This is a genomic window from Streptomyces sp. A0592, assembly GCF_004795115.1.
GTDB classification, from domain to species: domain Bacteria; phylum Actinomycetota; class Actinomycetes; order Streptomycetales; family Streptomycetaceae; genus Streptomyces; species Streptomyces erythrochromogenes.
Window position 1 is genome coordinate 70,475 of record NZ_SSBM01000025.1, and the last position, 19,500, is coordinate 89,974.

A 19,500-nucleotide genomic window follows, 5' to 3' on the forward strand; every position below is an offset into this window, starting at 1 on the left:
CAACCGCGAGGAAGCCAAGCCATGACCGTGCACTCCCAGGGAGCGGTGACCAGCGCTCCACAGGACGCACCACCGAAGTCCGCCGGACGGCCCGAGACGCCGGCCCCAGCAACCGGCGCCAGCCATACGCCGCCTCGCGGAGGCAGGAAGTCGCTCCCCTCGGGGTGGCTGCCCTATGCGCTGGTCGCGCCCGCGGTGCTCGCCCTCGCGACGCTCCTGCTGTACCCGCTGATCAAGAACGTGATCCTGTCCCTCCAGGACATCAACAAGGTCGAGTTCATCCAGCGGAAGTACCCCTTCGCGGGACTCGACAACTACACCGAGCTCCTCGGTGACTCGGCCTTCTGGACCGTCGTCGTCCGCAGCTTCGCCTTCACCCTGGCCAACGTCGCGCTGATCATGGTGCTGGGAAGCCTCATCGGCATCCTGCTCAACAAGCTCGGCACCAAGATGCGCCTGGTCCTCTCCATGGCGCTGGTGATGGCCTGGGCCATGCCGATCGTCGCCTCGGTACAGGTCTTCCGCTGGCTGTTCGACGAGCAGTTCGGCGTCATGAACTGGGTCATGCGCACCGCCGGCTTCTCCGGCTACGAACAGCACAACTGGATGGAGACCGGCCTCTCCACCATGGTGATCGTCACGATCCTGGTGGTCTGGGGCTCCATCCCCTTCGTCGCCCTCAACATGTACGCCGGCCTCACCACGGTCGGCGCCGAGCTGTACGAGGCCGCCCGCATGGACGGCGCCAACGGCTGGCAGACCTTCTGGAAGATCGTCTTCCCGAACCTGAAGCCCTTCTTCCTCATCACCACCTTCCTTGAGGTGATCTGGGTGTTCAAGGCCTTCACCCAGGTGTACGCGATGAACAAGGGCGGCCCGGACCGCGCCTCCGAGATCCTCCCGGTCTTCGCCTACGTCGAGGGCCAGAGCCAGGCCCACTACGGCCTCGCCGCCGCGATCTCCGTCCTGACGATCGTGATCCTCGTGGTCGTCATGTCCTTCTACTTCCGCCTGATCCTGAAGCAGGAGGAGGAGCAGTGAGCACGACCACCGCCCCGAAGCCCGCGGCTCCCGAGAGGCCCGCGCAGCAGCTCCGTACCCGCCGCCCGGTGCGACCCGGAGCCGTGGCCAAGAACCTCGGCGCGCTCCTGCTCGCCCTGGTCTTCGTCTTCCCCGTGTACTGGATGTTCTCGTCGGCCCTCAAGCCCGCCGACCAGATGCTCACGAAGGACCCCGTCTTCGTCTTCACGCCGACGCTGGACAACTTCGGCAAGGCCACCGGGGTCGAGAACTTCTGGACGTACGTCACCAACAGCGTCCTGGTCACCGTCGGCGCCGTGGTGCTGGCCCTGCTCGTCGCCCTCGCCGCGAGCTTCGCCATCGCCCGCATGCGCTTCAAGGGCCGCAAGGGCCTGGTCCTGACCGTGATGATGGCCCAGATGGCCCCCTGGGAGGTCATGGTCATCGCGATGTACATGATCGCCCGCGACGGCGAGCTGCTGAACAGCCTCCCGCTGCTGACCGCCATCTACTTCGTGATGATCCTCCCCTTCACCATCTGGACCCTGCGCGGCTTCATCGCCGCCGTCCCGGTGACCCTGGAGGAGGCGGCCCAGATCGACGGCTGCACCCGCGGCCAGGCCTTCCGCAAGGTGATCTTCCCGCTGCTGGCCCCCGGCCTGATGTCCACCTCGCTCTTCGGCTTCATCACCGCCTGGAACGAGTTCGCCATGGTCCTGATCCTCAACAAGGACAAGACCGCGCAGACCCTGCCGCTGTGGCTGACCGAGTTCATGTCCGCCTTCGGCAACGACTGGGGCGCCACCATGGCCGCTTCCTCGCTCTTCGCGGTCCCGGTCCTGCTCATCTTCATCTTCCTCCAGCGCAAGGCAGTCGGCGGCATGACCGCCGGCGCCGTGAAGGGATGACGCCCGTCATGACTGTCCTTGCGCACCGCGCCACCGCCTCCGACGAGGTGACCCGCGACGCCCTCGCCGTCCTCCAGCCCGGCTTCGAGGGCACCACCGCCCCGGCCTGGCTGCTCCGCAGGATCGGCGAAGGCCTCACCTCGGTGGGCCTGTTCGGCCGCAACATCGCCTCGCCCGAGCAGCTCGCCGCGCTGACCGCGCAGTTGCGGGCCGAAAGCGACGACGTGCTCGTCGCCATCGACGAGGAGGGCGGCGACGTCACCCGCCTGGAGGTCCGGGGCGGCTCGTCCTTCCCCGGCAACCTGGCCCTCGGTGCCGTCGACGACACCCGCCTGACCCGGGACGTCGCCCACGAGCTGGGCCGTCGCCTCGCCGAGTGCGGGGTCAACCTCAACTGGGCCCCCTCCGCCGACGTCAACTCCAACCCGGACAACCCGGTCATCGGCGTACGGTCCTTCGGCGCCGACACCCACCTCGCCGCCCGGCACACCGCCGCCTACGTCGAGGGCCTCCAGGCCGCCGGCGTCGCCGCCTGCACCAAGCACTTCCCGGGCCACGGCGACACCAACGTCGACTCCCACCACGCCCTGCCGCGCATCGACGTGGACCTCGACACCCTCGCCGCACGGGAACTCGTACCGTTCAGGGCCGCCATCGAGGCCGGGACGAAGGCCGTGATGAGCGCGCACATCCTGGTGCCCGCCCTCGACCCGACCCGCCCGGCCACGCTCAGCCCGCAGATCCTGACCGGCCTGCTGCGCAAGGAGCTCGGCTACGAGGGCCTCATCGTCACCGACGGCATGGAGATGCACGCCATCGCCGGGACGTACGGGATCGAGCGCGGCTCGGTCCTGGCCATCGCGGCGGGCGCCGACGCCATCTGCGTCGGCGGCGGACTCGCCGACGAGGACACCGTCCTGCGGCTGCGCGACGCCCTCGTCGCGGCCGTACGCGAGGGCACGCTCCCGCAGGAGCGGCTCGCCGACGCCGCCGCCCGGGTCCGTGCGCTGGCCGCGTGGACCCTGGGCGCCCGGCCGGACGCGCGGCCCGAGGGGAGCCGCGCGTCCGGTATCGGCCTGACCGCGGCCCGCCGGGCCCTCGTCGTCACCGGCTCGGCACGCCCGCCGGCCGGCCCGTACGTCGCGACCCTGACCCCGGTCGCGAACATCGCCGTCGGCGACGAGACCCCGTGGGGTCCCGCCGCCGAGCTGGCCGAGCTGCTGCCCGGCACCGCTTCGGACCTCTACCCGCAGGGCGCCACGGCCGGGGAGATCCTGGCGGCCGCGGGGGAGCGCACCGTCGTCGCGGTGGTCCGCGACGCGCACCGCCACCCGTGGATGGCCGAGGTGCTGGACGATCTGGTCGAGGCCCGGCCGGACACGGTGGTGGTCGAGATGGGGCTGCCGCGCGCCGAGCCGCGCGGGGCCCTGCACATCGCCACGCACGGCGCCGCGCGCGTATGCGGCCGCGCCGCCGCCGAGGTCGTCGCGGGGGCCGTCACGGGGGTGTGACGCGCCGCGGAACCGGAGCCGGGCACCTTGTCACAGGGGTGGTGCCCGGCTCCGCCGCGTACGCGCGAGGGCCGGGCTCCCCCGAGGGGGTGCCCGGCCCTTCGCCCGCTGTCGGGGTCTACAGACCCTGCCAGGACGGCTTGTTGGCGTAGGTGTGGCGGAAGTAGTCGGCCAGCTTGAGCTTCGAGGCGGCGGCCTCGTCCACGACGACGGTCGCGTGGCGGTGCAACTGCAGCGCGGACGCCGGCACGAGAGCGGACAGCGGACCCTCGACGGTCTGTGCGACGGCCTCGGCCTTGCCCTCTCCGGTGGCCAGCAGCACCAGGTGGCGGGCGTCGAGGATGGTGCCGATGCCCTGGGTGATGACGTGGTGCGGCACCTGCTCCAGGTCGTCCTCGAAGAAGCGCGCGTTGTCCACGCGGGTCTGCTCCGTCAGCGTCTTGATCCGGGTGCGCGAGGCCAGGGAGGAGCAGGGCTCGTTGAAGCCGATGTGCCCGTCCGTGCCGATGCCCAGCAGCTGGAGGTCCACACCGCCGGCCTCGGCCAGGGCCCGGTCGTAGGCCTCGCACGCGGCGACGAGGTCCTCGGCCGATCCGTCGGGGCCCATGAAGGAGGCCTCGGTCAGACCGAGGGGCTCGACGACCTCGCGCAGGACGACGGCGCGGTAGGACTCGGGGTGCCCGGCCGGCAGGCCGACGTACTCGTCGAGCTGGCATATCCGGGCCCTGGAGGCGTCGACCTCACCCGCCCCGACCTTGCGCGTGAGGGCCTCGTAGATGGGCAGCGGGGTAGAGCCGGTCGCCACGCCGAGCAGGGCGTCGGGCTTGCGGCGCACCAGGGCCGCCATGGCCTCCGCGATGAGCTCGCCGCCTGCCTTGGCGTCCGGGACGATGACAACTTCCACGCGGGGCCTGCCGATCTGGAGTGGGTGGTGTGGTATAGACCAATCTAGCAGAGGGAGCCGGGTCCGGCGGGGGTCCCGCCGCTTTCCATGGTGATCCCGATGCCGCCGTCCGGCCTCCTGGGGGAGTCACCCGGACGGCCGGTGCGGTGCACCGTGCTACAGCCGGTCTGACCTGCCATTGGTTGCCCTGTCTACAACTCCTTTGTCGCATAAGGTGGCTTTGGTAGGTAAATCGTGCTATGTGCGATTGGAGTGGTAGTCATGACCAGGCACCCGACCTACGCCTTCGAGAGTTACACAGCAGTGGCGAGCGCCACGCGCGCCGCCGATCTCGCCGAGACCACCTCCCCGTTCCAGATCGAGGTGCGCTTCGTCGGCGGGCTGACCAACAACCAGAAGGACGTCTTCGCCGAGGCGGCCGAGCGCTGGGCGCGGGTCATCGTCGGCGACCTGGAGACCGCTGTCATCCGCGACTTCAGCGGCGAACTCGTCATCGACGACCTGCTGATCGATGCCGAAGGAGTGCCGATCGACGGCGAGGGCGGCATCCTCGGGGCTGCAGGACCGGTCGCCTTCCGGAGCGAGGACGCGGCCGCCGGGGCGAACCTCCCGGCCAAGGGCATCATGCGGTTCGACACGGCCGACCTGAACGCGATGGAGGACGACGGCACCCTTCTCGACGTCATCACGCACGAGATGGGCCACGTACTGGGCATCACCAAAACGGTATGGCGTGAGTTCGGCTTGCTGAAGGACTTCCCCGGGCCCGACCCCACCTTCGTGGGTACCGGCGCGGCGAGAGAGTTCGGCAGGCTGGTCGGGACCGGCCCCACTCCCGTACCGGTCGCGAACGTGGGTGGTGGGGGAAGTGCGGGCAGCCACTGGCGCGAGTCCCTCTTCGGCCATGAGCTCATGTCGCCGAACATCGGAACCGCGGGCAACCCGACGATCAAGAACAAGCTGAGTCGGCTGACGGTGGCGAGCCTGGGAGACCTCGGATACCAGGTCGACCTCGACGGTGCCGAGGACTACGAGCTCCCGACCCTGCTCGACCTGGTCGAGGCGAGCGCCGCGGCGTCCGAGGCCCCGCGGGGCGTCGTGTTCCCGACGGTTCCCAGCCGCGTCCCGGCCGGCAGGCCCTGAGGTCGTGTCCGCGACGTCCCGCCCGCCCGACGGGCGGCCGGGACGTCGCGGCCGTGACCCGGAGGGGTGTCCCGGGGATCGGGCCGCGGCTCGCGCGCCTTGGTGGCGCGCCTCGCCGCGTTGTCCTCGGTCGCCGATGCGGCCCGACCGACAAGACACCCGCTCGCCCTAGATCAGTGCCAGCTGCAGGCCGCCCGTGGCGTCCAGGTGCTGGCCCGTGACCCAGCGGGAGTCCGCCGAGGCCAGGAAGGCCACCACGTCCGCCACCTCCTCCGCCGTGCCCACCCGGTGGAAGACCGAACGCGCGGCCAGGTGGGTCCGGGTCGCGGGATCGGCGAGCAGGGCCGCGTTCAGGTCCGTCTCGGTGATCCCCGGCCCCACCGAGTTCACGGTGATCCCCCGCGGGGCGAGCTCGGCGGCCAGTGAGCGCGTCATGGCGTTCGCCGCGCCCTTCGCCATGACCGTCGCGAGGATCGCCGGCAGCGCGAGGTCCGGGGTGCCGGTCACGTTCACGATCCGGCCGCCGTCCCGCAGCCGCGCCAGCCCGTGCTGGATCACGAAGAACGGCGCCTTGGCGTTCAGCGCGTGCGCCCGGTCGTACGCCTCCTCGTCGGTGTCCCCGATCCCCGCGAAGACGGCCGCCCCCGCGTTGTTGACGAGGATGTCCACGGCCTCGGTGTGCGCGGGATGGGCCTCGTACGCCGCCCAGAGGGCCTCTGCGTCCCCCGGCACCCCGAGCTCGGCCCCGATGGCGAAGGCCCGTCCGCCGGCCGCCCCGATGGCCGCCACGGCGTCCTCGGCCGCCGCCGCGTTGCGGCCGTAGTGCACCGCCACCAGTGCCCCGTCGCGCGCCAGCCGCTCCGCGACGGCCCGGCCGATGCCCCGGCTGCCGCCCGTGACCAGTGCCGTCTTCCCCTTGAGCACGCCCATGACGCGCCCCCCTTCGAAATCCCTAGTGGTCGCTACAGAAAGGACCGTATCAGATTCTCTAGCGACCGCTATAGAATGTGCGGATGGTGACCGGACAGCGCGGCAGGCCCCGCTCCTTCGACCGCGACGCCGCCCTCGACAAGGCGATGACGGCCTTCTGGGAGCGCGGCTACGAAGCGACCTCGATCTCCGACCTGACCGCCTCGATCGGCATCAGCGCGCCCAGCCTCTACGCCGCCTTCGGCGACAAGCGGAAGCTCTTCGACGAGGTCGTCGTGGTCTACGGGAGCCGGTACGCGGACTTCGCCGCCGTGGCGCTGGCCGAGGAGTCCACCGCCCGAGCCGCCGTGGAGCGCATCCTGCGCGAGGCCGCCGAGATCTACACCGACCCGGCCCACCCGCCGGGCTGCATGGTGATCAGCGCGGCGATCAACACCACCTCGGAGGAGGTGGCCCAGGCGCTGCGGATGCGACGCAACGCCAACCTGGAGCTCTTCGAGCGCCGGATCCGGGCCGACGTCGCCACCGGAGCGCTGCCCGCGGACACGGACGCACGGGCGCTGGCCCGGTACACCGGGGCCGTGCTCCAGGGGATGTCCCAGCAGTCGCGCGACGGGGCGAGCCGGGAAGAGCTGGCGGCGGTGGCGGAGCGGGCCCTGCTGGCCTGGCCGTGAAAGGCCCCGAAAATTCCTCTGGGCCACGGTGCAGGACGGGACCCTCAACCCGTCCGGCACCGTAGCCCGGAGTACTTACGGCCGTCAGGTGTGCGGTTCCCGGCGGCCGGTGAGAGGTGCCTGCGCGGTCAGGGCAGAGCGCGCGGCTACCTCGATCCGTCCTCCTGTGCGGGGAGGGCGGAGACTCTGAGTCAATTCTGGACTAGACCATTCTGTTCTGTCCATCCAATGACGGTAGCTGGAAACCCGTCACTTCCTCCAACCCTACGCGGCCCGTGCCCCTCCTGGATACTCCTGAGTACCGGCGTGGGGAAAGTCATCGTGCGTACCCGGGGTACGCTCGCAACGTGCCCTCCATGAACGACCTCGTACGCCAGCACACCGCTCTCGGAGAAACCGACCTGGAGTGGCTCCACCTGCTGGTCTCGGAGTGGCAGCTGCTCTCCGACCTGTCCTTCGCCGACCTCGTGCTGTGGGTGCCCACCCTCGACGGCACCCGGTACGTCTCCGTCGCCCAGATGCGCCCGAACACCGGTCCCACCTCGTACCAGGACGACATGGTCGGCCACCTGGTGCCGCGCGGCCGCCGCCCGCTGCTGGACGCCGCGCTCGACGAGGGCCGCATCGTGCGCGAGGGTGACCCGGAGTGGCGCGAGGAGGTGCCGGTCCGCGTCGAGTCGATCCCCGTCCGTCGCGAGGGGCGGGTACTGGGAGTGATCGCCCGCAACACCAACCTGCTCACCGTGCGTACACCCAGCCGGCTGGAGCTGACCTACCTCCAGTCCGCCTCGGACCTCGCACAGATGATCGCGGCGGGCTCCTTCCCCTTCCCCGGCCAGCAGGTCGACATGGACGCCTCCCCGCGCGTCGGGGACGGCCTGATCCGGCTCGACGCCGACGGCGTGGTCACCTACGCGTCCCCGAACGCGCTCTCCGCCTACCACCGCCTCGGCCTCGCGTCCGACCTGGTCGGCCAGGACCTCGGCGCCACCACCGCCGAACTCGCCCCCTCCCGCGGTCCGGTCGACGAGGCGCTGGTCAAGCTCGCCAGCGGCTGGGCCCCCCGCGAGACCGAGGTCGAGGGCAACGGCGGCGTCATCCAGCTGCGCGCCATCCCCCTCAAGCCGAAGGGGACCAGGATCGGCTCCCTGGTGCTCTGCCGCGACGTCACCGAACTGCGCCGTCGCGAACGTGAACTGATCACCAAGGACGCGACCATCCGGGAGATCCACCACCGGGTGAAGAACAACCTCCAGACCGTGGCGGCGCTGTTGCGGCTCCAGGCGCGCCGAATGGATTCGCCGCAGGGCCGCGAGGCGCTCAACGAAGCCGTGCGCCGCGTCGGCTCGATCGCGATCGTGCACGAGACGCTCTCTCAGAACCTCGACGAGCGGGTCGAGTTCGACGAGATCGCCGACCGCGTGATCGCGATGGTCTCGGAGATCTCGCCGGGCCGGGTCGACTGCCGGCGCACCGGCCGCTTCGGGATCCTGGACGCGGAGGTCGCCACCCCGCTGTCGATGGTGCTCACGGAGATCCTGCAGAACGCCCTGGAGCACGCCTTCACCCAGGGGGAGCGGGGCACCGTGGAGGTGGCCGCGCTGCGCAGCGGAACCGGCCGCAAGGACGGGCGGCTGCTGATCACCGTGCTCGACGACGGCAACGGCCTGCCCGAGGGGTTCGACCCCCAGCGGGCCGGCAACCTCGGACTGCAGATCGTACGGACCCTCGTGGAGGGTGAGCTCGGCGGCACCTTCGACATGGTCCGGGCCGAGCCGCGCGGCACCAAGGTCGTCCTCGACCTGCCGTCCAGCCCGCAGAAGTAGCTGCCGGACGGTGACTCAACGTGAGCGACGGCCAGCGGGCGGCGCGCACGGAGAGTAGTCCCGCAGCAGCACTGAGCCCCGGACCGAATACTTCGGTCCGGGGCTCAAGAGCACGTTGCTGAGCGCTGTTCGGTTACTGCGCGCTGCGCGTCGAGGCTCGAAAGTCGTTGTCAGGCGCTGGCGTTGCGCGCCCGGTTGCGAGCGGCGCGGCGCTTCATGGCGCGGCGCTCGTCCTCGCTGAGGCCGCCCCAGACGCCGGAGTCCTGACCGGACTCGAGCGCCCACTGCAGGCACTGCTCCATCACGGGGCAGCGGCGGCAGACGGCCTTGGCTTCCTCGATCTGCAGCAGCGCAGGACCGGTGTTGCCGATGGGGAAGAAGAGTTCCGGGTCTTCCTCGCGGCAAACGGCGTTGTGACGCCAGTCCATGGCTGCTCCATCTCCTTGTATTGCGGGCACTTTGCTTGTGAATGTGAACGCTTTCACGAATCCCCCCGTGAGGGAAGGGCGACCGCCCGGTTTCACGCGGGTGATCAGTCAGAGATTCGTGGAGGGGTTCTGGCGGTCTGTGTGGGTGCCGGTTCTGCGGGCTGTCCCGATCGCCATGAAGAGATTCGCAAACCTCGGACGGGGATACAACCCCTTCCGGAAAGTTTTTTTTGATTCGTCGGTGTCTACTAGGTCACAGCCCTACATCGTGAGGGTGGACCGGCGTGTAAACGTTCGAGTGAAAGGTCCGCAGGGCCTTCTACTCACACAATCACACGCAGTGCACGGCGTACGCCTGTGAACCGAACGCTGGTGCGCAGTCCCAGGTGATCGCCGTCCATCTGGAACGGGAGGGGGACCTTCGAATGCAAGGTGAAGTCGGTCAGATCGTGCAGAGACACCGCATGCTTGCCGTGTGGACCCCGCTCAGGAGTGGAGGTCAGGAGCTGTGTCGCGTACCGGGCGACCGCCGGAGTTGACAAACGATTGAGCGCCAATACGTCAAGTGCGGTATCGAACGACGCCTCCGGAGAGGCGTAAAGCGGACGATTCCCCAGATACGTCCACGGCGAGGTGTTGCAGACTATCGACAGCACCAGGTCCGTCACCGGATCGGCCCCGGGGCGCTCCAGGGTGACCGTCCCGTGCCGGCGGTTGGGCTCCTCCCAGAACTGACGCATGAGCTGTCGTACGTACAGGGCGTGTGTCGAACGCTTGCCGCGTTCCCGTTGCTGCTCGACCCGCCCCACGACACCCGCGTCGAACCCGAAGCCCGCGCAGAAGGTGAACCAGCGCGCCGGAACCGACTCGTCCTCCGTACCGGGGGTGCCGGCCGCCAGACCCAGGCCGACCGTCCGCTCGCGCTCCTCGCGCAGCGCGTCCAGCAGTGCGCCCGTCGCCTCGACCGCGTCGTTCGGCAGCCCCAGGGCGCGGGCGAACACGTTGGTGGAGCCGCCGGGGACCACCGCCAGCCGGGGCAGCCGGTCCGGATCGGGCCCGTTGTGCAGGAGCCCGTTCACCACCTCGTTGACCGTGCCGTCGCCGCCCAGGGCGACCACCAGGTCCAGCCCCTCGTGCGCGGCCTTGCGGCCCAGGTCCCGGGCGTGCCCGCGGTACTCGGTGGTGACCGCCTCCAGCTTCATCTCGCTGGCCAGGGCATGGATCAGGACGTCGCGCGTGCGCGCACTGGTGGTCGTCGCTGCTGGGTTGGCCACGAGAAGTGCACGCATGAGCGCCAGACTACCCACCCCTTCACGAGCCGACCCTACTGCCCGTCCCCTCCGGCCTCCGGCAGGGCGCCGCTACCCTGCATGGGTGAGTATGAAGCAGCCCGCGAAGGCCCCCGCCCCCACCGTCGAAGCGCCCGCCGCGCTGCCCCGCCGGCTGACCGCCGCGGCCGCGCTCACCGCCCTGGAGGGCCTGGCCCTCGCCGGCCTCGGCGTGTACATGCTGTTCGTCGGCATCGCCGGCGACCCCGACTCCCCGCAGCAGGCCGAGACGGGCGGCATCACCCTGCTCGCGCTCGCCGCGCTGCCGCTGATCGCCGCCCGTGGACTGCGCATGGGCCGCCGCTGGAGCCGCGGCCCGGCACTGATCACCCAGCTGATGGCGCTGCCGGTGGCCTGGACCCTCTACACCACCGGCGGTGCCATGACCGCCGCCGCCGCTGCCCTCGCGGTGGCCGCGGTGGCCGTCGTCGCACTCCTCGTGAACCCGACGGCGACCGAGGCCCTCGGCATCGGAGGGCCTTCCTCCACCTGAGCCCCGCCCGCTGCCCTCACTCCTCGACGAGGAGCTTCTCGCGGAGCTGGGCGAGGGTGCGGGCGAGCAGGCGCGAGACGTGCATCTGGGAGATGCCGACCTCCTGCGCGATCTGCGACTGCGTCATGTTGCCGAAGAAGCGAAGCAGCAGGATCCGCTTCTCCCGCGGCGGCAGCCCCTCCAGCAGCGGCTTGAGTGACTCGCGGTACTCGACGCCCTCCAGGGCCTCGTCCTCCGCGCCCAAGGTGTCCGCGACCGCCGGCGACTCGTCGTCGGTGTCCGGGACGTCCAGGGAGAGCGTGCTGTAGGCATTGGCCGATTCCAGCCCCTCCAGCACCTCCTCCTCGGAGATGCCCAGCCGCTCGGCCAGCTCGTGCACCGTCGGGGAGCGCCCGTGCTGCTGGGACAGCTCGGCCGTGGCCGTCGTCAGCGAGAGCCGCAGCTCCTGCAGGCGCCGGGGCACCCGCACCGCCCAGCCCTTGTCCCGGAAGTGGCGCTTGATCTCGCCGACCACCGTGGGCGTGGCATACGTGGAGAACTCGACCCCACGGTCCGGGTCGAACCGGTCCACCGACTTGATGAGCCCGATCGTCGCGACCTGGGTCAGGTCGTCCAGCGGCTCACCGCGGTTGCGGAAGCGCCGCGCCAGGTGCTCGACCAGGGGCAGGTGCATCCGTACGAGCCGGTTGCGCAGCTCCGCCTTCTCCGGCGAGCCGTCGGGCAGCGCCCGCAGCTCGATGAAAAGACCCCGCGCGCTGCTGCGGTCGCGCGGATCGGGCAGCGCCGCAGGCGCCGAAGACACCGGGAACCCCGCCGCCGGGGCCGGCGCAGCGGCCTCCGGTGGCTGTGCCGGCTGTGATGGGTCGTGCTGGTTCTCGCTCATAGGGCCCGCCCGTCGCTCCGCCGAGTCCAAAAAGCCGTCTTCCGCATCCGCGTCAGCAGGGTGCGGCCGGGCGTGCTGCTGCTCCGGAATGCCGCCGTCGACCTCGTGCCGTACCCGGGGCCGATCCCCGCCCCGCACCGGGATCTCCCCGCCGCTCACGCCGGGCCTGGCCCCGCGCCGCGTTGTTTGTAGAGGCTGATGCTCACCGTCCGGTTCTCCTCGACCGTGGCCTCGACCTTGCCGGCCAGCGCCGACAGGACCGTCCAGGCGAACGTGTCGCGCTCCGGCGCGCGTCCGTCCGTGGTCGGTGCCGAGACGGTCACCTCCAGCGAATCGTCGATCAGCCGGAAGACGCAGCTGAGGACGGAGCCCGGCACGGCCTGCTGGAGCAGGATCGCGCAGGCCTCGTCCACCGCGATGCGGAGATCCTCGATTTCGTCGAGGGTGAAGTCCAAACGTGCCGCGAGGCCGGCCGTGGCCGTCCGCAGCACCGACAGGTAGGCACCCGCAGCGGGCAGCCGGACTTCCACGAAGTCCTGAGTCCCGGGCTCGCCTGCGATCTGGGACACCCTCACCTCCAAGGTGGTACGAGCTCTTTTCGCCGGTGACGCTACCGCGATCCGGGCGATCGTGTCGCGGCACCCCTCGTGACGCCCGCTGTGAGCACCCTGCCGTGCGGCCAGTGACTGATGGTAAGCCCATGGGTACGCACAGTGGCTAGGGGTCTGCGGGGGTCAAATCGGGGGAACCGGCGGAGGGTTGAACTACCCCGCCTCAGACGATCGAACCGTCCACGAAACACCATCGCCAGGTCTCGCCCGGCTCGAAGCTCCGCATGACCGGATGGCCGCTCTCGTCGTGGTGCGCCGTCGCGTGCCGGAACGGCGAGGAATCACAGCACGCCACGTGCCCGCACCCCAGGCACATCCGCAGCTGTACCGGGTGGCTGCCGACCGCCAGACATTCGGCGCAGGTCTGTGCAGACGGGACCGGCTCGGGGCGCGGCAGTTCGGCAACGTGGGTGCACTCGCTCATGATGGCCAGCGTACGGCCAGGGTGCGGGCGGACGACGACGGAGGATGGATCTTCGATGGACGTATTGCAGCTGGTGGCGCTCGTCGCGGGCAGCGCGGCCGTGGCGGGACTCGCCCGCCGCACGCCGGTGCCCGCGCCGCTCCTGCTGGTCGCCGCCGGTCTGGCGGTCTCGTACATCCCGGGCGTGCCGGACTACACCCTCGACCCGCACATCGTGCTACCGCTGCTGCTCCCGCCGCTGCTGTACACGGCCGCGGTGGACAGCTCGTACCTGGACCTGCGCGCCAACATCAGGCCGATCGCGATGCTGTCGGTCGGCTACGTGCTCTTCGCGACCGTCGTCGTCGGGTACGCGGCATACCTGGTGGTGCCCGGGCTCACCCTGCCGGTGGCGCTCGTGCTGGGAGCGGTCATCGCGCCGCCCGACGCGGTCGCCGCCACCGCGATCGCCCGCAAGCTGCGGCTGCCGAACCGGCTGACGACCATCCTGCAGGGTGAGTCCCTGGTCAACGACGCCACCGCGATCACCGCGTACAAGGTGGCGCTGGCGGCGGCCGTAGGGGTGAGCGCCGGCTGGGCGGGCGGCATCGCGGAGTTCCTGCTGGCCTCGGTGGGCGGCGTCGGGGTCGGCCTGCTGCTGATGGTGCCGATCCACCAGCTGCGCAAACGGATGAAGGAACCCCTGCTCCAGAACACCCTCTCGCTGCTGATCCCCTTCGTGGCGTACGCGGCGGCCGAGCGGGTGCACGCGTCCGGTGTGCTCGCGGTGGTCGTGGTCGCGCTGTACCTCGGGCACCGGAACTGGCAGGTCGACTTCGCCACCCGGCTGCAGGAGGAGGCGGTGTGGAAGATGGTCGCCTTCATCCTGGAGTCGGTCGTCTTCGCGCTGATCGGCCTCCAGCTGGCGGTGGTCCTCACCGGGCTGGGGGAGTACGAAGGTGCTTCCGCGGCCTGGTACGCGATCGCCGTCTTCCTCGTGGTGGTGGTGGCCCGCTTCGTGTGGGTGTTCCCGGCGACCTTCGTACCGCGGTGGATCTCGCCCCGGATCCGGACGCGGGAGCCGGAGACCGACTGGAAGGCCCCGGTGATCGTCGGCTGGGCCGGGATGCGGGGTGTCGTATCGCTGGCCATCGCCTTCTCCGTGCCGATCTCGGTGCCGCACCGGAACCTCATCCTCTTCCTGACCTTCACGACGGTCATCGGGACGCTGGTGGTGCAGGGGCTGACGCTGCCGCCGCTGATCAAGGCGCTGAAGCTGCCGCCGAAGGACGTGCAGGCCGAGACGCTGGCGGAGGCGCAGGCGCAGAGCGAGGCCTCCCGGGCGGCGGAGGAGCGGCTGGCGGAGCTGCTGGAGGAACCGGAGAACTCCACGCTGCCGCCGCCGCTGGCGGACCGGCTGCGGACGGTGCTGGAACGGCGGCGCAACGCCGTGTGGGAACGGCTGGGCGAGGTCAACCCGCTGACGGGGGAGTCCGCGGACGACATCTACCGGCGGCTCGCGGGGGAGATGATCGAGGCGGAGCGGGAGGTCTTCGTCGCGCTGCGGGACGGCCGGCGGATCGACGACGAGATGCTGCGGGTGCTGCTGCGCAGGCTGGACCTGGAGGAGGCGGCGGCGTACCGCGAGTCGACGTGACCCCTGCGGGGCTGCTCGGCGGGGGCCGGTGCCGGGGCCGGGGTGGGGGTGACGTCCGGTACTCATGATTTATGGCGCCCGCTCAGGGGCCACTGGTACGAGCCGATGCCGCGCCAACAAATCACGTTTACGTCCCGGACATCACCCCCACCCCGTCCCCGGCCCGGCGGCTCTCGTTACGGGCGGCCGGTGATGATCGCGGTGACGGTGGTGCCGGGCGGGAAGGCTCCCGTCCTGGTCAGGGTGGTCAGGGCCCAGAGGAGTTTGGCGACGTAGATCCGCTCCACCGGGAAGCCGTGGCGGGAGGCGAAGTCGGCGGCGAAGGACTCCAGGGCTTGGGGTACGCGGGCGTACCCGCCGTGGTGGAAGTCCTCGGCCAGGGACCAGTCGCCGACCGGGCCGCCGTACGCCTCGGTCTGGAGGGAACGTATCTCCGCGGCCAGGAAGCCGCCGGCCAGGACGGGAACGCCCAGCGCCCGCTGCCCGGGGGCGAGGCCCGCGGCCAGGCCCGCCAGGGTGCCGCCGGTGCCGCAGGCCACGGCCGCCACATCGGTGAGGCCGTGGAGTTCGCGGCCCAGCTCGGCGCAGCCCGCCAGGGCGAGGGCGTTGCTGCCGCCCTCCGGGACGACGTACGCGCCGCTCGCGCCCGCCTCGTCCAGCAGCGCGGCGAGTGCCTGCGGATCGGCCTTGGCCCGGTAGCGCGAGCGGGAGACGAAGTGGAGCCGCATGCCGTCGGCCGCGCACCGGGCGAGGGAGTCGTTCAGGGGCCGGCCGGCCAGCTCGTCGCCGCGCACGATGCCGACCGTCCCGAGGTCCAGCAGCCGCCCGGCGGCCGCGGTGGCCCGCAGGTGGTTCGAGTACGCGCCGCCGAAGGTGACGAGCCGGTCGTGCCCCGCCTCCAGGGCCGCACGCAGGTTCGGCGCGAGCTTGCGCCACTTGTTGCCGGGCAGCTCGGGATGGACGAGGTCGTCCCGCTTCAGCAGCAGCCGCACGCCGTGCGCGGCGAACCGCTCGTCCACCGCCTCGACGAGCGGGGACGCCGGCCGTGCCTGCAGTTCGGGGTGGTCCACCCGTCCATTGTGGGGCGCCCCGTGTCGTTGCACGGGCGGGGGCTACGCGTCGCGGGTGACGCGTGCGTGATCGGTGAACACCCGCCGGGACAGTCCGTGCCCGGTCCGCCCGGCATGCCGGAGCGCCCAGTCCTGCGGGCCCTCCTGCACGTGCACACCCGACTCGGCTCCGCAGCCGGTAGCACTCCGCGCGCTGCACTACCAGGGCCGCGCGGACGTCGCATGTCGGGTCCGTCGGACGGCGGGGTGGCTTCCGGCCCCGCTCCCCTTGATTCCCGCAGCTGAGTCTGACTAGCTTTCCGCCGACAACGGGCGATCAAGCAGGTGGGGCTCATGGCGGGGCTGGATGACCTGGTGCAACTGCTCGGCCTGCCACCGGCTCGAGAGCCATTCCCGGACGGCTGGGCCGAGGTCGAGAACTATCTCGGCTCGGCGCTACCGAGTGACTTCAAGGCATTCCTTGACGCCTATGGCACCGGCGCGATCTGCGGAGAGCTGGTCGTCTTCCACCCCCTGGGGTCCAGCCCGCTGCTGGATCGGATGCGGAAGATCCACGAGTCGTTCGGCCAGTCGTGGCGACGCGACTCGGACAAGTACCCCTTCCGCTTCCACCCCACCTCAGGCGGCCTGATCTCCTGGGGATACGACTACTCCGGTGACGAGCACTTCTTCTGGCCGTGTGACCCGAACCCTGACCGCTGGAAGATCGTCACGAACATCAACGGAGCTGACCCCGAGGTCTTCGGCGGACCGTTCACCGACTTCGTGCTCGGCTTCGTCAAACGCCTGCGCGACGTGGACCCGCACCACGGGGTCGACCCCGATCTGTTGGAGTTCCTTGAGCCGGAGGAGCTGAACGAACTGGCAGAGCGCGGTGAGATCGGTCCGGTCGAGCCGAGCTTCGCACCGTTCTGATCCGGCTGCCTCGCGGGAGGCTGACGCTCTGGAGCGAGTGATGCGGTGCCTCACCAGTCACGCCTCAGCATCGGCATCGGGAGGTCGACTGCCGCACTCGCGGCACGAACGCCTGCGGCACTTCCTGGAGCGGCGGGACGTGCCGTACCTCGGGTGACGAAGTGGCGGCCGGCCGCCACTTCGTCGGTGATGGCTACTTCAGGCGTTCGGCGATGCGGTCGCGGAGGGAGTCCATCGTGAAGCCGCGGGGGTCGACCTTGCCCGGTTGCCATTCGCGGTGGCCGATGACCGAGCGGGCCGTCCAGCGGTGGACCCGGCACAGGGCCGCCGCCGCGCGGGCGATGGCGTCGATCTGGGCCGGGGGCCACGGGTCCTCGCCGTCGCCGAGGTTCACGCACTCGAAGCCGTAGAAGTGGCGGTTGCCGTCGGCGGTCGCCTCGTTGTCCGGGGGGAGGCGCCGTTCGGCGATCACCGCCGAGAGGACGTCGGGGTCGCCCAGGCCGGCGTGGTTGGCGCGGCCGTAGCCGACCAGGTGGACGCGGCCGTCCTTGCCGATCACGCCGTGGCAGAGCGGTCCCGGGAGGGCGCTGTGGCCGTCCCGGCAGAGCTCGACGGAGTAGGCGGTGCCGCGCGTGACGGTGTGGTGAATCATCACCCCGTGCAGCGGCCCCCAGGGCCCCTTGTGGTTGCGGTTGTGGGTGCGCCAGGCGCCGACCTCGACGACGGTCAGGCCTTCGTTCCTCAGTGCGTTGATGAACCGGTCCGCGGACATGGGTGCGGCCATGGCCGCCTCCCTTCGTGCGGTGCGCGATGGACACCCCATGTGTCCGAATCGTCACTCTCCGGTTTAGTGGAGGCGGCCCTTCCGCGGCTAGTGCTTTCGTACGGCGAGCGAGCGGATCCGGACAGGCTTCACGCGGAGGCGAGCCACAGGTCGGGGCCGAACACCTCGTAGTGGATGTCGGAGGCCGGCACGCCCCTGGCGATCAGCTGCTCGCGCACGGACCGCATGAAGGGGAGCGGCCCGCACAGGTAGGCCCGGGTCCCCGGGGCGACGGGTACGTCCGACAGGTCCATCAGGCCCGTGCCGTCGCCCGGCTCCGCCTCCTCCTCGTACCAGAACCGGGCCGAGGCGTCGGTCAGCTTGTGGGTCAGGGCCCGGTGGTCGGCCCGCAGCGGGTGGTCCGCGGGGGAGCGGTCGGCGTGCAGCACCGTCACCGGTGCGGTGTACCCGGTCTCGGCCAGGTGCTCCAGCATCGAGAGCATCGGCGTGCAGCCGATGCCCGCCGAGGCGAGCAGGACCGGGGCCCCGGAGTCCTTCAGGACCAGGTCGCCGTACGGGGCCGAGACCCGCAGGGTGTGGCCCGCGCGGACGCGGGCGTGCAGGTGGTTGGAGACCTCGCCGTCGGGGCCCGCGGCGGCCGGGCCGTGGACCCGCTTGACGGTGATCGCGCGGACCGCGGAGCCGGGCGCGGAGGAGAGGCTGTACTGGCGTATCTGGCGGGCTCCGTCGGGGAGTTCGACCTGGACGGAGACGTACTGGCCGGGCAGGTGCGCGGGCGCGGGGGCGCCGTCGGCGGGGGCGATGCGGAAGGTGGCGCAGTCGGCCGTCTCCTCCGCGCGGCCGGTGACGGTCCACTCGCGCCACACGTCGCCGGCGGCGATCCGGTGGCCGGCGTAGAGGCGCTCCTCGATGGCCACGAGGGCGTTCGCCATCAGCCAGTAGACCTCGTCCCAGGCCTGGGCGACGTCGGGCGTGACGGCCTCGCCGAGGATCTCGGCGATCGCCTCGAACAGGTGCCGGTGGACGACCGCGTACTGCTCGCGGGTGACGCCGAGGCTGGCGTGCTTGTGCGCGATCCGGCCGAGCATCACGTCTGGGCGGGTGTCCGGGTGCTCGACGAGGTGGGTCGCGAAGGCGGCGATGGAGCCGGCGAGCGCCTGCTTCTGCAGGCCCGCGTTCTGGTTGCCCCGGTTGAAGAGGTCTCGGAGCAGCTCCGGGTGGGCCGCGAAGAGCTTCGCGTAGAAGAGCTCCGTTATGTCGCCGATGGCCGCTCCGACGGCGGGCAGGGTGGCTCGGACGGTCGCGGTCGACTTCTCGGACAGCATGGGGAACTCCTCGTGGTGGAACTGGTCCATTAATTGGCATCTTAGATGCGTATTTTTGATCGCAGGGGCCCGCCGCGGTGCGGACTTCTGTTCGAACTCCCGTCGGAGGTGAGGCTACGAGGTCCGGCGGGTAGTGGTAATCGGCCATTCGGCCCTGGGGTCAGGGACCTTCGGCCCCCCTGGGCGCCCTGCTCGAAATGCCGAGGAGGAGCGGGCCGGTCGGGGCCGCCACCAGGTCGTTCACCGTCAGGGGGTCCAGTTCGGCGAAGAACGCCTCCTGGGCCCGGCGCAGGGCGCCGCGCAGTACGCAGGCGCCGCGCAGCGGGCACGGGGCGGTGCCCTCGCAGTCGACGACGTCGCCGGCGCCCTCCAGCTCGCGCACCACCGCGCCCACCGAGGCGACCCGTCCCGCCGAGGTCAGGGTCAGCCCCCCGCCGCGGCCGCGCCGCGCCTCGACCAGGCCGAGATGCTGCAGCCTGGCGACCACTTTGGCCGTGTGGGTGTACGGGACCTCCATCGTCGCCGCCACGTCGCGCGTGGTCGGGAGGTCCGTCTCCTCGACGGCCAGGCGCATCAGCGTGCGCAGCGCCAGGTCGGTGAATCGGGTCAGCCGCATGGGGCCACCGTAGAAAATTCGCATCCAAGATACAAATTAAAACTCGGCCGGGGTCGCGGCTTGGCCGAAAC

At 70.9% G+C, this 19,500-nt stretch carries 20 protein-coding genes; 9 read left to right on the top strand and 11 right to left on the bottom strand.

The annotated features are described in order from the left end of the window. Positions 1-21: 21 nt before the first annotated feature. The 3 genes from E6U81_RS28470 to E6U81_RS28480 all read left to right on the top strand — a co-directional run bounded on the left by E6U81_RS28470 (position 22) and on the right by E6U81_RS28480 (position 3,439). Positions 22-1,041 (top strand): sugar ABC transporter permease, encoded by a 1,020-nt coding sequence (locus E6U81_RS28470; RefSeq protein ID WP_136232924.1) that lies wholly within the window; start codon positions 22-24, stop codon positions 1,039-1,041. A 68-nt stretch (positions 1,042-1,109) separates the two neighbouring features. Beyond that, positions 1,110-1,928, top strand: coding sequence for a carbohydrate ABC transporter permease (locus tag E6U81_RS28475; RefSeq protein ID WP_031151621.1), 819 nt, complete (start codon positions 1,110-1,112; stop codon positions 1,926-1,928). Between the two features lie 8 nt (positions 1,929-1,936). Next, positions 1,937-3,439: a glycoside hydrolase family 3 protein gene (locus tag E6U81_RS28480; protein WP_136232925.1), complete on the top strand. Its 1,503-nt coding sequence runs from the start codon at positions 1,937-1,939 to the stop codon at positions 3,437-3,439. A gap of 118 nt (positions 3,440-3,557) precedes the next feature. Here the strand turns inward: E6U81_RS28480 and nagB are convergent, their stop codons facing one another. Beyond that, the gene (gene nagB / locus E6U81_RS28485) at positions 3,558-4,343 is read right to left on the bottom strand and encodes a glucosamine-6-phosphate deaminase (protein WP_136232926.1); all 786 of its coding nucleotides are present in this window, start codon (positions 4,341-4,343) and stop codon (positions 3,558-3,560) included. A 261-nt stretch (positions 4,344-4,604) separates the two neighbouring features. Here nagB and E6U81_RS28490 point away from each other — a divergent pair, with 261 nt between their 5' ends. Then, on the top strand, positions 4,605-5,486 hold the full coding sequence (locus tag E6U81_RS28490; RefSeq protein ID WP_136232927.1) for a leishmanolysin-related zinc metalloendopeptidase: 882 nt from the start codon (positions 4,605-4,607) through the stop codon (positions 5,484-5,486). Positions 5,487-5,654: 168 nt separating this feature from the next. Here the strand turns inward: E6U81_RS28490 and E6U81_RS28495 are convergent, their stop codons facing one another. After that, on the bottom strand, positions 5,655-6,416 hold the full coding sequence (locus E6U81_RS28495) for an SDR family oxidoreductase (RefSeq protein ID WP_136232928.1): 762 nt from the start codon (positions 6,414-6,416) through the stop codon (positions 5,655-5,657). Between the two features lie 83 nt (positions 6,417-6,499). On the opposite strand from E6U81_RS28495, the gene E6U81_RS28500 reads away from it, so the two are divergent. After that, positions 6,500-7,090 carry a TetR/AcrR family transcriptional regulator gene (locus E6U81_RS28500; protein WP_136232929.1) on the top strand — a complete coding sequence of 197 codons (591 nt, stop codon included), beginning with the start codon at positions 6,500-6,502 and terminating at the stop codon, positions 7,088-7,090. Between the two features lie 356 nt (positions 7,091-7,446). Next, positions 7,447-8,916, top strand: a complete 1,470-nt coding sequence (locus E6U81_RS28505; RefSeq protein WP_031151627.1) for a PAS domain-containing sensor histidine kinase — start codon at positions 7,447-7,449, stop codon at positions 8,914-8,916. Positions 8,917-9,086: 170 nt separating this feature from the next. Here the strand turns inward: E6U81_RS28505 and E6U81_RS28510 are convergent, their stop codons facing one another. Together E6U81_RS28510 and E6U81_RS28515 are read right to left on the bottom strand one after the other, a co-directional pair. Next, a complete protein-coding gene (locus E6U81_RS28510) occupies positions 9,087-9,344 on the bottom strand; it encodes a WhiB family transcriptional regulator (protein WP_003953983.1) in 258 nt (85 codons plus the stop codon). A gap of 323 nt (positions 9,345-9,667) precedes the next feature. Next, complete coding sequence (locus E6U81_RS28515; protein ID WP_030829342.1) at positions 9,668-10,633, bottom strand: diacylglycerol kinase family protein; 966 nt, start codon at positions 10,631-10,633, stop codon at positions 9,668-9,670. A gap of 91 nt (positions 10,634-10,724) precedes the next feature. Between E6U81_RS28515 and E6U81_RS28520 the strand changes: the two genes are divergently transcribed. Continuing rightward, the gene (locus tag E6U81_RS28520) at positions 10,725-11,165 is read left to right on the top strand and encodes a hypothetical protein (protein ID WP_136232949.1); all 441 of its coding nucleotides are present in this window, start codon (positions 10,725-10,727) and stop codon (positions 11,163-11,165) included. 16 nt (positions 11,166-11,181) lie between these two features. Here the strand turns inward: E6U81_RS28520 and E6U81_RS28525 are convergent, their stop codons facing one another. The 3 genes from E6U81_RS28525 to E6U81_RS28535 all read right to left on the bottom strand — a co-directional run bounded on the left by E6U81_RS28525 (position 11,182) and on the right by E6U81_RS28535 (position 13,083). After that, a complete protein-coding gene (locus tag E6U81_RS28525) occupies positions 11,182-12,207 on the bottom strand; it encodes an RNA polymerase sigma factor SigF (protein WP_240804057.1) in 1,026 nt (341 codons plus the stop codon). Beyond that, on the bottom strand, positions 12,204-12,617 hold the full coding sequence (locus tag E6U81_RS28530) for an anti-sigma regulatory factor (RefSeq protein WP_030012703.1): 414 nt from the start codon (positions 12,615-12,617) through the stop codon (positions 12,204-12,206). Before E6U81_RS28530 ends, E6U81_RS28525 begins: the two co-directional genes overlap by 4 nt. Positions 12,618-12,822: 205 nt before the next feature. Continuing rightward, positions 12,823-13,083 (bottom strand): UBP-type zinc finger domain-containing protein, encoded by a 261-nt coding sequence (locus E6U81_RS28535; RefSeq protein WP_031151631.1) that lies wholly within the window; start codon positions 13,081-13,083, stop codon positions 12,823-12,825. A gap of 55 nt (positions 13,084-13,138) precedes the next feature. Between E6U81_RS28535 and E6U81_RS28540 the strand changes: the two genes are divergently transcribed. Further along, positions 13,139-14,719 carry a Na+/H+ antiporter gene (locus E6U81_RS28540; RefSeq protein WP_136232931.1) on the top strand — a complete coding sequence of 527 codons (1,581 nt, stop codon included), beginning with the start codon at positions 13,139-13,141 and terminating at the stop codon, positions 14,717-14,719. A gap of 176 nt (positions 14,720-14,895) precedes the next feature. Here E6U81_RS28540 and E6U81_RS28545 read toward each other — a convergent pair whose 3' ends face one another. Next, positions 14,896-15,789 carry a pyridoxal-phosphate dependent enzyme gene (locus E6U81_RS28545; RefSeq protein WP_136232932.1) on the bottom strand — a complete coding sequence of 298 codons (894 nt, stop codon included), beginning with the start codon at positions 15,787-15,789 and terminating at the stop codon, positions 14,896-14,898. A 333-nt stretch (positions 15,790-16,122) separates the two neighbouring features. Here E6U81_RS28545 and E6U81_RS28550 point away from each other — a divergent pair, with 333 nt between their 5' ends. Continuing rightward, a complete protein-coding gene (locus tag E6U81_RS28550) occupies positions 16,123-16,704 on the top strand; it encodes a hypothetical protein (RefSeq protein ID WP_136232933.1) in 582 nt (193 codons plus the stop codon). A 193-nt stretch (positions 16,705-16,897) separates the two neighbouring features. Here E6U81_RS28550 and E6U81_RS28555 read toward each other — a convergent pair whose 3' ends face one another. The 3 genes from E6U81_RS28555 to E6U81_RS28565 form a co-directional block, all read right to left on the bottom strand. Beyond that, positions 16,898-17,488: an N-acetylmuramoyl-L-alanine amidase gene (locus E6U81_RS28555; protein ID WP_136232934.1), complete on the bottom strand. Its 591-nt coding sequence runs from the start codon at positions 17,486-17,488 to the stop codon at positions 16,898-16,900. 128 nt (positions 17,489-17,616) lie between these two features. After that, complete coding sequence (locus E6U81_RS28560) at positions 17,617-18,813, bottom strand: globin domain-containing protein (protein WP_136232950.1); 1,197 nt, start codon at positions 18,811-18,813, stop codon at positions 17,617-17,619. A gap of 160 nt (positions 18,814-18,973) precedes the next feature. Beyond that, positions 18,974-19,429, bottom strand: a complete 456-nt coding sequence (locus E6U81_RS28565) for an Rrf2 family transcriptional regulator (protein WP_136232935.1) — start codon at positions 19,427-19,429, stop codon at positions 18,974-18,976. Between the last annotated feature and the right edge of the window lie 71 nt (positions 19,430-19,500).

Excerpts from the sequence above, each read along its gene's own strand:
- E6U81_RS28470 (WP_136232924.1), top strand. The coding sequence starts at position 22 with ATGACCGTGCACTCCCAGGGAGCGGTGACCAGCGCTCCACAGGACGCA.
- E6U81_RS28480 (WP_136232925.1), top strand. The coding sequence starts at position 1,937 with ATGACTGTCCTTGCGCACCGCGCCACCGCCTCCGACGAGGTGACCCGC.
- E6U81_RS28490 (WP_136232927.1), top strand. The coding sequence starts at position 4,605 with ATGACCAGGCACCCGACCTACGCCTTCGAGAGTTACACAGCAGTGGCG.
- E6U81_RS28495 (WP_136232928.1), bottom strand. The coding sequence starts at position 6,416 with ATGGGCGTGCTCAAGGGGAAGACGGCACTGGTCACGGGCGGCAGCCGG.
- E6U81_RS28500 (WP_136232929.1), top strand. The coding sequence starts at position 6,500 with ATGGTGACCGGACAGCGCGGCAGGCCCCGCTCCTTCGACCGCGACGCC.
- E6U81_RS28505 (WP_031151627.1), top strand. The coding sequence starts at position 7,447 with ATGAACGACCTCGTACGCCAGCACACCGCTCTCGGAGAAACCGACCTG.
- E6U81_RS28510 (WP_003953983.1), bottom strand. The coding sequence starts at position 9,344 with ATGGACTGGCGTCACAACGCCGTTTGCCGCGAGGAAGACCCGGAACTC.
- E6U81_RS28515 (WP_030829342.1), bottom strand. The coding sequence starts at position 10,633 with ATGCGTGCACTTCTCGTGGCCAACCCAGCAGCGACGACCACCAGTGCG.
- E6U81_RS28520 (WP_136232949.1), top strand. The coding sequence starts at position 10,725 with ATGAAGCAGCCCGCGAAGGCCCCCGCCCCCACCGTCGAAGCGCCCGCC.
- E6U81_RS28535 (WP_031151631.1), bottom strand. The coding sequence starts at position 13,083 with ATGAGCGAGTGCACCCACGTTGCCGAACTGCCGCGCCCCGAGCCGGTC.
- E6U81_RS28540 (WP_136232931.1), top strand. The coding sequence starts at position 13,139 with ATGGACGTATTGCAGCTGGTGGCGCTCGTCGCGGGCAGCGCGGCCGTG.
- E6U81_RS28550 (WP_136232933.1), top strand. The coding sequence starts at position 16,123 with ATGGCGGGGCTGGATGACCTGGTGCAACTGCTCGGCCTGCCACCGGCT.
- E6U81_RS28555 (WP_136232934.1), bottom strand. The coding sequence starts at position 17,488 with ATGGCCGCACCCATGTCCGCGGACCGGTTCATCAACGCACTGAGGAAC.
- E6U81_RS28560 (WP_136232950.1), bottom strand. The coding sequence starts at position 18,813 with ATGCTGTCCGAGAAGTCGACCGCGACCGTCCGAGCCACCCTGCCCGCC.
- E6U81_RS28565 (WP_136232935.1), bottom strand. The coding sequence starts at position 19,429 with ATGCGGCTGACCCGATTCACCGACCTGGCGCTGCGCACGCTGATGCGC.